The sequence below is a fragment of the Ercella succinigenes genome (genome assembly GCF_900002895.1).
In genome coordinates this window covers 1-14,535 of record NZ_CDHP01000004.1, presented here as the reverse complement: position 1 = coordinate 14,535, position 14,535 = coordinate 1, and the positions used below count along the sequence as shown (strand labels likewise).

Sequence of the window (14,535 nt, the reverse complement as noted above, 5' to 3'; positions counted from 1 at the left end):
TAGTGCTAATTTGCTAAGGAGTTAAATATGAAAATATTTGAAACTGAAACGCAGGCCGCATCTTATTGTGCAAGTTGCATTTCGAATATTATATCTCAAAATACATCTGCGTTGATTTGCCTTGCAGCAGGTCATACTTCGCTTGAATTATTTGATCAGCTGATTCGCCGTGAGCGTGAAGGAAATATGGACTTTTCCCACGTCAAGGTCGTTGGCCTTGATGAATGGGTGGGTCTTTCTGGTAGAGATGATGGAAGTTGTGAAAATTTCTTAAGAACCAATCTTTTTGATCACATCCAGTTAAGTGAAACCAATATTCGACTTTTTGACGGCAAGGCGGATAACTTGCAGGAGGAATGTGCGAAAATTGAAGCATTTATATGTGAAAACGGTGGTATCGACTACATGTTGCTCGGTGTTGGCATGAACGGTCATCTAGGCCTTAATGAACCAGGGACAGATATGAATAAAGGGGCACATGTAGTACAGCTTGATCGCGTTACTCAAGATGTAGCGGTTAAATATTTTAAAGATAAGCCGGAATTATCAGAAGGCGTTACTCTTGGGATTAGAAACATAGTGGAAACAAAAACTGTACAGGTATTAATAACAGGCCAAAGAAAAAGCAAAATCTTAAAAAAAATCTCAGAAGTGGAAACAAACGCAGTGCCATCGTCTCTGATCAAAAACATGGATAATGTTGAATTTGTCGTCGATAAACAAGCAGCTAGTCTGTTATAAAAAGGAGGGGCTTATGGAAAGAACAAAGGTAGCGATTTTTGGTTGCGGTTTTATTGCCAATATTCATATGGAGTCGTATCATCGCTTTGTGCCTGACGCAAAAATTGTCGCAGTTTATGGTAGAAACAAAGAAAAAGCAAAGGCTTTTGCCGAGACACACGGTATTGATGAGTACTATGATGATATCGACGAGTTGTTGAAAAACAGTGACTGTGAAGTGGTAGACATATGCATACCGAATTATGCACATCACGAAGCCTGCATCAAGAGTGCTAAAGCAGGCAAGCATGTGATTATCGAAAAGCCGATTGCACTTACGCTTGAACAGGCGGATGAGATGATTGCGGAATGCAAAAAAGCAGGCAAAAAACTTATGTATGCAGAAGAGCTTTGCTTTGCCCCCAAATATGAGCGGGTAAGGAGGCTTGTTGAGAGCGGTGCTGTAGGCAAGCTATATATGATCAAACAGGCAGAAAAGCATTCAGGACCGCATAGTAGCTGGTTTTATGACAAAGAACTGGCCGGTGGTGGTGTTATGATGGATATGGGCTGTCATGCACTTGCTTGGTTCCGGTGGATTCTAGGTGGAAATCCGAAGGTTAAGAGCGTATATGCGTCAATGGCTACGGTTATGCACGATACTGATTGTGATGATAATACGGTCACCATGGTAGAATTTGAAAACGGCGTGCTAGGTCTGGCTGAAGACAGTTGGGCTAAGCACGGTGGTATGGACGACCGCATAGAGGTCTATGGAGATAAAGGTGTTTCATACGCGGATCTCTTCAGGGGTAACAGTGCGCTGACTTACAGCTCAGAAGGCTACGATTATGCAATGGAAAAAGCGGGTTCTTCAAAGGGCTGGACGTTTACAGTATATGAAGAGGCGTTTAATCAAGGCTATCCTCAGGAACTTGCGCATTTTATTGATTGCGTTCGCAACGACCTTGAACCAAAAGTGACGGGTGAGGACGGAAAAGCGGTGCTGGAGATGATCTATGCCGCTTATGAGTCCGCAAAGACCGGGGAAAAAGTGGAGTTGCCGTTTAATCCAAAGGTATCCAAACCGATTGATCTGTGGATCGAATAATTCTTATTGTGTATTAATTCGTTTTGGCATAAGAAGCATCTTAAAAGTAAAGAGGAGAATATAAAAGCATGGATAAAGAAAAAGTAACCGCATTTGATATTGCGCAAATGATCGATCACTCATTACTGAGACCGGATATGACAAGGCAAACCGTTGCTGAGCAGTGCAAAGTTGCGCACGAATATCAATGTGCAACGGTTTGTGTTAAACCTTGTGATGTTTTGATAGCAGAGGAAGTGCTTAGAGACTCGCCCGTTAAGGTGACATCGGTTGTCGGGTTTCCGCATGGTTCTAATCTAACCGAAGTAAAGGTTCTCGAAGCCAAGCTGGCGATTCAGCAGGGTTGCGAGGAAATAGATATGGTTTTAAATATCGATCGGCTAAAATCGGGTGATTTGGAGCTTGTTGAAGCAGATGTAAAAGCAGTCTGTGATATTGCGAAACAATATGATGTTCTTGTTAAAGTGATTTTTGAAAACTTCTATTTGACAGATGAAGAAAAGATCGTAGCGTGCAAGATCTGTGAAAGAGCAGGTGCGGATTGGGTGAAGACTTCCAGCGGCTATGCGGGTGGAGGTGCAACAGTAAAAGATCTTATTTTGATGAGAAATAATACATCACCACATGTGCAGATAAAAGCTGCCGGAGGGGTCAGAACGTTGGATGATGCTCTAACTGTAAGGAAAATTGGTGCAACGAGGTTCGGTGCGACAGCGACAGTGGCCATCGTCGAAGAAGCCAGAAAACGTGAGCAGGATGGTTCTTTGATTTTGCCTGATACGTTAAACGATCTAGGTGTGAAGTATTAAGGTGTATGTCATGAGATTGCCTGTCAGATCGGACGGAATAACCAGAATAGCGTATAGAATTAAACGATCAAAAAGTTGAATAATACAACTTTTTGAGTTGGAAATATAATAATTTCATTTTGCTTTAGGTTATAATCAATACACGCAAAACACAGAAAAAGGAAGATGGTAGCATTTATTTTATAAATGTTAGGACAGGATCTGAAACTTATACAGACTTGATATGAGGTAATATAAAGAGCGTTTTTATACAAGAGTAAGCCTAACTTGAAAATTGTTGAAAAATTAAACAAAGAATTTTTGACTGTGATGGTCTTCCTTTAATTGCAATTGGATTTAATTGCTTGGTGACACGGAGGAATAACTTTGATCGAAGTTACAAACATATCAAAAAAATATGGTGCTAAACAGGCTCTTGTTGATATGTCTTTGGATATAAAGGCCGGTGAAGTAGTCGGTCTTTTAGGTCTAAATGGTGCAGGCAAGTCAACCGCGATGAATATTATGACTGGTTATATTCAGCCTGACAGTGGATGTGTGAGGTTAGGCGGATATGATGTCGCCAAAGAGCCGATCAAAGCTAAGAAAAAGTTGGGGTATCTTCCTGAGCAGTTTTTCTTCTACAATGATATGAAGGTAGAGGAGTATTTAAATTTCATTTGCGATATTAAAAAAGTCAGACAAGGCAGAAAACAGCATATAAACGACATTTGTGAACGTGTTGGTATATCTCACATAAGAAGCAGAATGATCAAGAACTTGTCAAAGGGATATCGTCAGCGTGTCGGATTTGTACAGGCACTTCTTGGTAATCCGGAAGTCATAATACTTGATGAGCCCACAGTTGGGCTTGATCCATCTCAGATTGTAGAAATCAGAGAGCTCATAAAAAATGTGGGTGAAAAAAGAACAGTGGTTATATCATCTCACATATTAAGCGAAGTGCAGCTTGTCTGTTCAAGAGTTGTACTGCTGCACAATGGTAGAATTATTGCGAACGATACGCCGAATAACCTTAGGAAATCGATGAGCAAGCCGAACAAAGTTATTTCATTAATTGAAGGCGATCCACAAAAAGTGAAAAGGGTACTCGATGCAGAATCGGTATTTAAAAGCATCACGCTATTAGAACAGAAAGAGCAGGGCGTTTTTGAATACATCATCGAAGGAGGAGAAGACTGCGATATTAGACGGCAGGTTTTTCAGGTGCTTGCAAGGGCAAATCTGCCTGTGCTGTCTATCAACAGCGGAGAATTTACACTGGAAGATTATTTTCTTAAACATATTGAAATCAGTGGCATAAACGACGGTACACTGACCGGTGAGGAGATTACAGATGCGATCAATACTTAAACGTGAATTGCGTGCATACTTTCACTCTCCTCTTGGATACGTGTTTATCGGCGCGGTATTTCTATTCTCTGGCTACTACTTTTATTCTTATAATCTTTCACTAAGTACTACAGATATGGGAATGCTATTTTCGCTGATGTTTCCGGTAATTATGTTTTTGGTTCCGGTGCTCGCGATGAGATTGCTCAGTGAGGATAAACGTTTGAAAATTGATCAGCAGCTATTCACTCTTCCAATAACAAAAGTAGGTATTGTACTTGGCAAGTATCTGGCGGCCGTGATCATATACGTTATAGCAATTTCATCAATGTTGATCGAAGCGGTGGTCTTGTCATTCTATGGAACGGTGGTCTGGTCGCAGGTGCTGGGCAACTTTGCGGGGGTGCTACTACTTGGTACGACGCTGATAGCTATTTGCCTGTTTGTATCATCTTTGACCGAAAGTCAGGTCGTTGCCGCCGTGATCGGATTTATGATCAGCTTGTTTTTAATGCTGTCGGATGCTTTCGTGTATATTGTAAAAAGTGATTTTTTGAAAACGTTATTTTACAGCATATCCATCAAAAAAAGATACACTCCGTTTACGCTTGGAATATTTGAGTTTTCAGGTGCCATATTCTTTATAAGCTTTACAGCATTTTTTCTATGTCTGACCATTGCTGTTTTGGACAGAAAAAGGTGGAGTTAGAATGAAACAAACTGCAGACAAAAAAGAAATTAGAATAAACAGCATGAAGATTTTGTTTGCTGTTCTTATATGTTTGATGATTATTGCGGTGTTTCTCCTTAACATCGTTGCGATTAAGCTGGAAAATCGTTTTTCACTTATTGGGGATCTGACCGGGAATACAGCGTATAAGATAGGAACCGAAACGGCTACGGTGTTACAAATGCTGGATAAAGAGGTAAGTATACATGTGCTTGCCGAAGAATCTAGTTTTACCGGAGATTCATACCTTGTTCAAGCGAACAGGATGATCAAAGAATATCCAGCAAATTCATCTATGGTGAGCCTTGAATATGTAGACTTTATGCGTGATCCCACATTCATATCACGTTATCCCGATCTTGCGCTTGAACAGGGCAATATACTGGTAACTTGTGGAGACAACACGGAACAGATCAAGTTGTCCAAACTGTTCAACTATGAAAGAAACGAGACGGGAAGCGTGGTTATTGCTTCCTCGCGTGCAGAGGAGGAAATAACGTCGGCGATATTGAGTGTTATCAGCGATGTCAAAATCAATGTTGCTATTCTCAAAGGCAACAGTACTGCGGTTAAAAGCGAATTTACCGCATTACTTAGCGAAAGTGGGTTTGTTGTCAGTGAAGTTAATATCGCAATGGAGCCTCTCAATAATAACTATGATGTCGCAATACTGATGTCGCCGCAGAAGGATTTATCTGAATTTGCGATAAATCAGATTGATGAGTTCTTATACAATGGCGGAGAGTATGGCAAGATGCTAGTTTATACTGCGGACGTGACACAGGAGGTTTTGCCGATTATGGAAGCCTATTTAAGAGAGTGGGGGGTTGCTATCGGTGACGGTGCGGTTTTTGAGACAAAAGAAGAGAGAACCTTTCAAAGCCAGCCGTTTTATCCTGTTGCTGATTTTGTAGACGAGACATACAGTGCACTGCTGCTTGACGCTTCCGCACCAATGCTGATGCCTCTTTCGCGTCCGCTTGAAACGTTGTTTGAAGTCAGAGATAGGCAGTACACATCAAATCTTTTGATGTTTGCAGAAACTGCGAGAGTCAAACCATCAGATGTAGTGGATTTTTCTCCGAGTCAGGCAACCCAGGGGGAGCCCATGTCTGCGATGATTATGGCATCAAGGCGAATAATGAGTACCGACGGAACCCAGACGAAGGAATCAAGCATACTAGTATCGGCATCAACAGAAATGCTGGATGCTTTCAGTATACAAAATACATCGCTTGCAAACAGCGAGTACATTGTAAAGATGCTTAATCATACATTTGGTAAACAGGAGAGCGTGACAATCTTGCCAAAGTCGCTAGCAGGCAATAGATTAACGGTGAATACCGCACAGAAAAACACAATAGGCCTTATCCTTTCTGTGATTATACCGGTTTTTATACTCGCAGTGGGGATTGTGGTATACGTGACGAGGAGGCACAAGTGAGCAGACAAATCAGACTGGTAATCACGGTTTTCTGCATCGTGCTCATACTCGGTGCAGCGGTTATTGTGCTTGATGCAATAGAAATAAAACAAGATAACGGTAATATTGTGTTCCGTAACTCTTCGCCTACTGATGTGCGTATTGTAAAAATATCCAATCAATTCGGTGATATGCTGATTGACTATATGGACGGCGGATATGTTGCGGATGATATACCGATAGATTTAGTAGATATGAACAAATTTGTGGATATGATGAACATAAGTGGAGCTGTTTATGCGGTTAATTCGATTAGTGATCCGAAAGATCTTTCGCAGTATGGGCTGGACGGTGATGTATCGACTGTTGCTATTGAATACATGGATGGAGAAAGTATCAAAATAGTAATCGGCAATCCGGAACCGATCAGCAAAGGTTACTATTGCCGAATTGAGGGACAGGATGGCGTATACCTATTCGAAGAGAAAAGAATACAAGCTTTTCTTCAGCCCAAAAAATATTACATCAGCCATTATGTAACTCCGCCGATCTCGTCACAGAGTCAATCATCGTTGGGTCATGTGCTAGCGGCAGAGTTTGAGGGAGGCTTGCTTGAGGCACCTGTGAATCTGATACCAGTTACGCAGGAGAATGATAAAACCATGCTGGAAGCTATGTCTTTTGGCTCAGCCACACATTTAATCAATATAAGTGGGAGAAATTATGGCGTAGATCAAAGGTATGCCACAGAATTGTTTGATTCTCTTGTCGGAATGAGGGCTGAAGATATTGTTGGTTATAACTTGTCCGAACAGGAAATGAAAGAATTTGGTTTTGACAAGCCGGATATGAGTGTGCGGTTTGATTTTAGGCAGACGCGGGATTCAGAACCGTTCGAATATACCGTTTCACTGCTGAACAAAAATGGCACGTTCTATGCCGAATGTAATAACAGGGGGGTGATATATAAGGTCGCGCAGCCGTACTTCTATGCAGCAGAACTCGAAAAATTTCCTGTCAGATGGTTTTTTTCACCGCTGCTGCTTGATCTCGATGAGCTTGAAATCACATTAGGAGATCAAACGTATCTTTTTGAGGTGAAAGGCAGCACAAACTCGGATCTTGCGGTCAACTGCAACGGCGAGGAGTTTAATCTAGACCGCTTCCGTAGATTGTACAAACTTGTGATCAGTGCCGCACATGACAATGCGATGCGAGAGCAGGCGATAACAGTCGGCGAGCCTCTTATGCGTATAACATATCGCTACAGGGAGGCACGCAAGGGAGATGATGTGCTGGTATTGTACCAGGCGGAAGCAAGAAGGCATTATGCTGAAACAAACGGAGTTACCGAGTTTACGATCAAAGATCAATTTTATACCAAAGTCGCTCAGGCACTGGATGTGCTATATACGGATGAAGAGTTTGAATTAGAGTGGTAAAAGTGGAAGCTGTGCTGGTCTGCCGTATAAATTGAATTATTCAAGACGGTTGATTCGCACTGAATATTTTATAGCCGATGCCTTTACATCGACTATATTAGAATGATAAGGAGAGATTACTATGAAGAAAATTTTGGCAATTCTGCTTGTGCTGTGCATGATGGTTGTTTTTGTGGCGTGCCAGACAAGCCAACCTGACGAAACTACGACAAAAGTTTCTGAAGACAAACCTCAGTCTGAAGAAAGTAGCGAAACCGATGGAAGTGGTGAAATGCAGAAACTAAAACTTGCATCTCATAACGCGGTCGTTTCCGGCAACCCTTACCGTATCCGTTACGAGGCGGATATTCAGGAAGCAATTGCAGATGCAAAAAACTATGGGTTTGACATCTCTTATGCATCGTTTGTTGCAGAATGGGATCCAGCTGCAGAGCAACAGCTGATTGAGAACAGCATTAATGAAGGTTATGATATCCTTCTGGTTAACCCTGTCAGCTCGACAGGTATAGACCCTTTGATTGACAAAGCTGTTGAGGCAGGCATTAAGGTTATATTTGCAGACATCCCGTATTTCTCTGAAAAAACCCTCAACGTTGGTGCAGATCAATATGAGTTTGGCTACGAATCGGCTACATTCATGGGTGAAACACTTGGAGAAGGTGCAAAAGTTATTCTTATCAACGCGATCGAAGGAAACATTGCTAACGATTGGAGAGAAGATGGCTTTAACGATGCAATCCAAGAACAGGGACTCGAAGTGGTTGGCAAATACAATCACCAGTGGGATGCAACGACTGCGGTAACTGTAATGACTGAGATTATCAATTCAGGTATTGAGTTCGACGGAATTCTGACTTCTCAGCTTGCTGAATCCGTTCTGACTGCTTATGAAGTAACGGGAGCTGACCTGCCAAAGGCTATTGCATTTGGTGACGTGGCACAGTACGGTCAAAAGATGCTTGAAATCAATAAGGACGAAGAAGTTATGTCTTACTTATTTATGAGCAATCCTCCTGGAGTCGGTGCAATCGCACTTAACTTTGGACTTAACGAAATGATGGGTGAAGTTATCAAACCAGAAGTAATTACCCAATATGATGGATTTAAAATGGTGCGCATTCCTTCCAGATTATCTTTCACATATGAAACACAGGAAGAACATAGAAGCATGATCGAAGGCTTGGCTCCTTCAGATGCAGTGACTTACTGGCTTACTATTGATGAGGTTAAGAACGAGTTCTTCAAATAAAACGATTGTGTTCCATGTGGCGGTTTAGGGGTCGGTATTTCACCGGCCCTCAAACCCACAATTAAATAAGTTCGGTGATTAATACAATAGAAATATATTCATAGGCATATAAAACCGCATTTGATATTTTATAAGAGTGACAATGCGGTTTTATAAACTTATGTATTGAAGGGGGGAAGTATTTTGATTGCTCTGAGCGGAATATCAAAGAATTTCGGTACAGTTAAAGCTCTTTGCAACGCCAGATTGAATGTTCAAGAAGGTCAGATTATGGCGTTGCTTGGATCCAATGGATCTGGTAAATCGACATTGATCAAAACGCTTGCTGGGCTTGTCAATCCCAATGCGGGAAAGATTGAGATTGACGGCAAAGAGGTAGAGATCAAGTCAAGCGTTGATTCTCATAATGCGTGTATTGCCACAGCATTTCAAGATTTGAGTCTTGTTCCAACCATGACGGTCATTGATAACATGGTGCTGGGCATCGAGCCGAAGGGGCGTCTAGGTTTGGTGGACAAAACCAAATCCGTTCGGATGGTTAATGAGATCCTTGATCGATTAGGTGTGGAGTGCGATATAAACGCATATGTACAAACACTGCCTACATCGACTCAAAGCATGATCGAAGTTGCAAAAGCTATCTTGCAAAAGCCAAAAGTTTTGCTTCTTGATGAAGTGACTGCGTCGCTTCATCATGATGAAATTGAAATGCTTTTTAAGACGGTGCGCGAACTCAAAGAACAGGGTCTTGCCATCGTTTTTGTAACACACCGCATGGGTGAGGTTTTTGAACTCAGCGACCGTATCACTATCATGAGAAGCGGCGAAACTGTCATCGAGGAAGAGACGTCTAAGCTAACTATGGACGATATTGTTTTCTATATGACTGGGAAAAAACCTGATATTGAGCATGGCAAAAAAAGTGTGACTGAAGATAAAGAAAAGCAGATCGTTATTGATGTGCAGAATTTAAGCCTGGGGGGAATCAAAAATATTTCCATGCAGGCATACAAGGGTGAGATCATAGGAATCGCCGGACTTCAAGGACAAGGACAACCGGAATTTATAAGAACCGTTCTTGGACTTTTAAAACCTGAAGGCGGAACAATCTTGTTTAAAGAAAGAAAAACAAATTATAGTTCTCCGGCGAACGGCATCAAAGATGGCATGGGATTTATATCCGGTGACAGAAACAAGGAATCAATTTTTCAGCACCGCTCAATCCAAGAAAATATATATGCAGGAAAGGCTGCTTTGCAGAATATATTTAAATACGTCAAAACGAAGGAAATAAAAGGTTTTTCACAAAAGGCGATTGCTGACTACAACATTCTTGTAGGGGACTTAAACGATCCCGCGACATCGCTTTCGGGCGGCAACCAGCAAAAGTTGGTTGTTTCAAGATGGATCGCACTGGCTCCGGATCTGCTTCTTTTGGATGATCCGACAAAAGGTGTGGATGTTCATTCGAGATTCGAGATACAGGAAATGCTTCGGAAATCAGCGGAAGATGGTATGACAGTCATCATATCGTCGAGTGAGAATGAAGAGCTTATGGAGATATCGGACAGAATATATGTATTCTATGAGGGCGAAATAAGTGGTGTTCTTTCTAAAGAAGATATGACACTTGAGCGAATTATCGCAGCACAGATGGGTATGACATCAGAAAGGAGTTCAATATGAACAGTTTGAAAAACTCTTTTTTGAGATTCAAGTGTTCACCAGCATTTACCGGTTTTGTCTTGTTTGTTTTTGCAATTGTTCTGAACTTGATTATCAGAGGCCCCGGTAATTTTTTTAGTGCCTCAAGTTTGGGCACATTGTTTGCTAAAAACGCACCGATTATTCTGGTAACGCTGGCACAAGCCGTGCTGCTGATTACCGGCACGCTGGATATTTCGATTGGCATACAGTTAGCCTTGGTCAATGTTGTTGTCATAATGCTTCCACAGGAACTTGGCATGCCAATTCCGTTGGCATGGTTATTTGGAATATTGGTTTCACTTGCCATTTCTGCAGTCGGAGGTTTTTTGGTAGCGGTACTCAGGGTGCCTTCAATACTAGCCACGTTTGCACTTACTTTTGTCATCAAGGGTATTAACGTGCTGATTATGAATGTACCGCAAGGCTCTGTTCCTAAAGAATACTACGGTGCATATGATGCGGTCTTGTTTGGCTTTTTGCCAGTTGCGGCATTAATTATTTTAGGAGTTCTATTGATATGGATGTTTGTCAAACGTACGAAATTTGGTAAGCATATCTACGCTGTCGGTGCGAATCCGCGTAATGCTTTTGCAGCAGGTATTAACCCGAGCAAAACGATCATGAAAGCATTCCTTTTTAAAGGTTTTATCACAGGTATTGCTGGTATATCGCTAACACTGATGCTCGCGGCTGGTAATCCGCTTCAGGTTGAAAGTTATGGGCTTAGATCTCTTGCAGCTTGTATCATTGGGGGACTAGGATTCGGAGGCTGGGGCTCAATGGCCTGTGCGGTTTATGGTGCCGGTTTTCTTGTGCTGATACAGAATGCAGTGTACTACTTTTTCAATTTTCTGCAAAGCGTACTGCCAGGTTTCCAAATTACATCATATTGGCAAAACTTTATATCGGATGCCATTGTGCTGCTTGGTCTGCTGATGACGACGGTAACAGCCAAATCTCAGAGAGAAGCACTTAGACAAGGATTGTCGAAACAGTTGAAACGAGGTGAGAAAATTGCTAAACAGTAATGCAAGCGTAGCGGGAAATATTTCTCCAATTGTAAGAGTGAAAAAATTCATGAGGCAAAGTCCCGCAGCCATGACGTTTATTATAGCTATATTGCTGCTAATTCTAACATTCGTTTTGCGACCTAACTCGTTCAACAAGAACACCTTCGGATCTATTGTATTGCTTACAATGCTTTTGAGCTTTGCCTCAGCCGGACAGACTCTTGTGTTGATTGGAGGAGGTCTTGATTTTACGGTGGGTGCTGTCATGTCATCTGCTGCGGTCATCACAACATTCATGATGCAGGGGCAGGACGGCAATTTGCCCTTGGTGATCATTATCGTGCTTGCACTAGGTGCGGTGGTCGGGGTGATTAATGGTATGGCCTGTATCAAAATAGGGCTGCCTCCGATGATTGTGACTATGGCCATTAGCAACCTTATAGCTCAAGCGCAATATCTTTTTGCTGCAGACGGTAAATCGCTTGGCTATGCGGGACCAGCTTTGATTCGGTCGGTTTCGTATAAAATAGGTGGGTTTTTGCCGGCTATTGTGCTCTATGCAGTAGTTGTATGGGGACTTATGTTTTATCTGCTTAATCGCTCTGTATATGGTAAACAGCTCTATCTTGTTGGCGATAACAAAAATGCGGCAGGTTTGAGCGGCATTAAGTTTAATAAAATAATTTTCTTGTCATATGTATTCTCGGGTATTCTCAGTGCATTTGCCGGCATGCTTGGTGCGGCTTATATGACTGTTGTCAGCGCCCAGGTGTTTGATAATTATGCCTTCCAATCGCTGATCGCGGTTATTGTTGGAGGAACTGCGCTTTCTGGTGGTGTGGGCACATACACCGGAAGTATTGCGGGCGCACTGATGATGACGGTTTTGAGTAATGGACTGACAGCCTTGGCTCTTCCTGACCCGATTAAGAATATCAGTTACGGTATCATTATGATTCTGCTGCTCTTCGCGTACAACAGATCAAGTGCAGTCAGACAGTAAAACCGAAGAGGTATTAACAAGGAGTGAAATACTGTGTCAGGCTTTAAAATAGGTGTAATTGTTGATTCTTTTAAAATTGGTTTGTTTGATGGCATTAAAAAAGCAAAAGAAATCGGAGCAGACGGCATACAGATGTATGCTTCTTATGGAGATGTATCTCCTAGTCAAATGACCACACAGAAAAGAATTGAATTGAAAGGTTTCATGCAGGATAATGGTATGGTTTTCAGTGCGCTATGCGGAGAACTCGGCGGACACGGTTTGAGTATAAGAGCACAGCACAAGGAAAGAATAGAGCTTTTAAAAAGAATACTCGATATGGCACTGGAGTTGGATACAAATATTGTCACTACCCATATAGGCGTTGTACCGGAAGACCCAATGCATGAAAGATACAAAGTGTTGCAGGAAGCATGCAGCACTTTGTCCGAGTACGGAGAGAGTGCTGGCGGGTGTTATGCCATTGAAACAGGTCCAGAAAAGACGGAAGTGCTGAGCAGGTTTCTTAAAGGAATTGACGCCAAGGCGATGAAAGTGAACTATGACCCGGCGAATCTTGTGATGGTTACAGGCGAAGATCCGGTAAAAGGCGTTTACAACCTCAAAGATTATATCGTACACACACATGCCAAGGATGGAGTGATGATCAATCCAAGCGACCCAGAGTATGTTTATGCTTGTTTTGCAGAAGGAGATATTGATGCGTTGAATGCGATGGACGCATTTCAGGAGATGCCACTCGGTGAGGGAAATGTGAACTTCGCTTCTTACCTGAATGCACTTAAGGATGTAGGATATAACGGATTTTTGACAATAGAAAGAGAGTGTGGAGCTAACCCTGCTGCAGACATAAAAAAAGCCGTTAGCTTCTTAAAAAATACACTTAAGACTTTATAAAAAATATAAAAAAGAGCTGCACACAATTGGCAGCTCTTTTTTATCTCTTCTGCTGAAGGTATTAGATGTAATTGCGCATATATCTGTAGGATTGCTTGATAGCAGTCAACACATCTGCTTCACACGACTCAAATGCCTTATCCTCAACTTCAATGCAAGCAAATCCGTCATAACGTATATCATGTAATGCAGAAACAAAACGTCCCCAGTCAATTCCACCCAATCCGGGAATTTTTGGAGAATGAAAATCAAGCGGATATCCATAGATGCTAACATCATCGAGTCTATCTTGATAAACCAGAGCATCTTTAATATGGATGTGCTTAATTCGATCCTTAAATTCATAAATTGGTTTTACATAATCCATTTGCATCCAGTAAGGATGCGACGGATCATAGTTCAAACCGAAACACTCCTGCGGGAATATTCTGAACATTTCTCGCCAAATAGCAGGAGTAGATGCGAGATTATTTCCACCTGGCCATTCATCTTTGGTAAAATACATCTGGCAATTTTCGATACCTATTTCAACGTTGTTTTGCTCTGCGTAATTAATGATCGGTGCCCAGACAGGTTTGAAAAGAGTAAGATTGTCTTCAATAGAAAGGCTCTTGTCTTTTCCGATAAAAGTAGTGATTCGGTTCACGCCTAACTTGCGTGATGTGTCAATCAAATTTAACAGATGCGCTATATAAACCTCTCTTTTTTCTTTGTCCGGATCCAGTGGATTAGGGTAATAACCAAGAGAGGATATCTGTATGCTATGATTGCTCATCAGATTTTTTATTTGTGAGATTTTATCATCTGTTGCCTCATCAATATCAATATGCGTAACACCGGCATATCTCCTTAAGGCTTTTCCCTTTGGCCAGCAGCAGACTTCTACCGCCTCATAACCAATCTGCGAGATCGTCTCGACAACTCTTTCGAGTGAGTAATCTGGTAATATTGCGCTTACTAAACCTAGCTTCATTACTTTTTTCCCCCATTGGTATTTAATAGAATAATTATAATATAGTTTAATATGAAAATTTTGCATTTACAATGTTTAACCAGAAATTATAGGCATATATACAAAAAAGAAACACAAATACACAAAGAT

The 14,535-nt window shown here is 41.6% G+C and carries 13 protein-coding genes; 12 read left to right on the top strand and 1 reads right to left on the bottom strand.

The window, feature by feature from the left end:
* Positions 1–27: 27 nt before the first annotated feature.
* The 12 genes from AC0KSB_RS01480 (at position 28) to AC0KSB_RS01425 (ending at position 13,433) form a co-directional block, all read left to right on the top strand.
* The gene (locus AC0KSB_RS01480) at positions 28–741 is read left to right on the top strand and encodes a 6-phosphogluconolactonase (RefSeq protein ID WP_472306008.1); all 714 of its coding nucleotides are present in this window, start codon (positions 28–30) and stop codon (positions 739–741) included.
* Between the two features lie 13 nt (positions 742–754).
* Positions 755–1,831, top strand: coding sequence for a Gfo/Idh/MocA family protein (locus tag AC0KSB_RS01475; RefSeq protein ID WP_472306007.1), 1,077 nt, complete (start codon positions 755–757; stop codon positions 1,829–1,831).
* 68 nt (positions 1,832–1,899) lie between these two features.
* Positions 1,900–2,640 (top strand): deoxyribose-phosphate aldolase, encoded by a 741-nt coding sequence (gene deoC, locus AC0KSB_RS01470; RefSeq protein ID WP_472306005.1) that lies wholly within the window; start codon positions 1,900–1,902, stop codon positions 2,638–2,640.
* A 366-nt stretch (positions 2,641–3,006) separates the two neighbouring features.
* Complete coding sequence (locus AC0KSB_RS01465; RefSeq protein ID WP_472306003.1) at positions 3,007–3,993, top strand: ABC transporter ATP-binding protein; 987 nt, start codon at positions 3,007–3,009, stop codon at positions 3,991–3,993.
* Positions 3,977–4,681 (top strand): ABC transporter permease, encoded by a 705-nt coding sequence (locus AC0KSB_RS01460; protein WP_472306002.1) that lies wholly within the window; start codon positions 3,977–3,979, stop codon positions 4,679–4,681. The genes AC0KSB_RS01465 and AC0KSB_RS01460 overlap by 17 nt, the downstream gene beginning before the upstream one ends.
* Positions 4,650–6,146, top strand: a complete 1,497-nt coding sequence (locus AC0KSB_RS01455; RefSeq protein ID WP_472306000.1) for a hypothetical protein — start codon at positions 4,650–4,652, stop codon at positions 6,144–6,146. Before AC0KSB_RS01460 ends, AC0KSB_RS01455 begins: the two co-directional genes overlap by 32 nt.
* Positions 6,143–7,567 (top strand): DUF4340 domain-containing protein, encoded by a 1,425-nt coding sequence (locus AC0KSB_RS01450; protein WP_472305998.1) that lies wholly within the window; start codon positions 6,143–6,145, stop codon positions 7,565–7,567. Before AC0KSB_RS01455 ends, AC0KSB_RS01450 begins: the two co-directional genes overlap by 4 nt.
* 172 nt (positions 7,568–7,739) lie before the next feature.
* Positions 7,740–8,816, top strand: coding sequence for a substrate-binding domain-containing protein (locus AC0KSB_RS01445; RefSeq protein WP_472305996.1), 1,077 nt, complete (start codon positions 7,740–7,742; stop codon positions 8,814–8,816).
* A 183-nt stretch (positions 8,817–8,999) separates the two neighbouring features.
* On the top strand, positions 9,000–10,502 hold the full coding sequence (locus AC0KSB_RS01440; protein ID WP_472305994.1) for a sugar ABC transporter ATP-binding protein: 1,503 nt from the start codon (positions 9,000–9,002) through the stop codon (positions 10,500–10,502).
* Positions 10,499–11,551 carry an ABC transporter permease gene (locus tag AC0KSB_RS01435; protein WP_472305992.1) on the top strand — a complete coding sequence of 351 codons (1,053 nt, stop codon included), beginning with the start codon at positions 10,499–10,501 and terminating at the stop codon, positions 11,549–11,551. The genes AC0KSB_RS01440 and AC0KSB_RS01435 overlap by 4 nt, the downstream gene beginning before the upstream one ends.
* Complete coding sequence (locus AC0KSB_RS01430) at positions 11,538–12,536, top strand: ABC transporter permease (protein ID WP_472305990.1); 999 nt, start codon at positions 11,538–11,540, stop codon at positions 12,534–12,536. The genes AC0KSB_RS01435 and AC0KSB_RS01430 overlap by 14 nt, the downstream gene beginning before the upstream one ends.
* 33 nt (positions 12,537–12,569) lie before the next feature.
* On the top strand, positions 12,570–13,433 hold the full coding sequence (locus AC0KSB_RS01425; RefSeq protein WP_472305988.1) for a sugar phosphate isomerase/epimerase family protein: 864 nt from the start codon (positions 12,570–12,572) through the stop codon (positions 13,431–13,433).
* Between the two features lie 61 nt (positions 13,434–13,494).
* Here the strand turns inward: AC0KSB_RS01425 and AC0KSB_RS01420 are convergent, their stop codons facing one another.
* On the bottom strand, positions 13,495–14,406 hold the full coding sequence (locus AC0KSB_RS01420) for a sugar phosphate isomerase/epimerase family protein (protein WP_472305986.1): 912 nt from the start codon (positions 14,404–14,406) through the stop codon (positions 13,495–13,497).
* Positions 14,407–14,535: the final 129 nt, after the last annotated feature.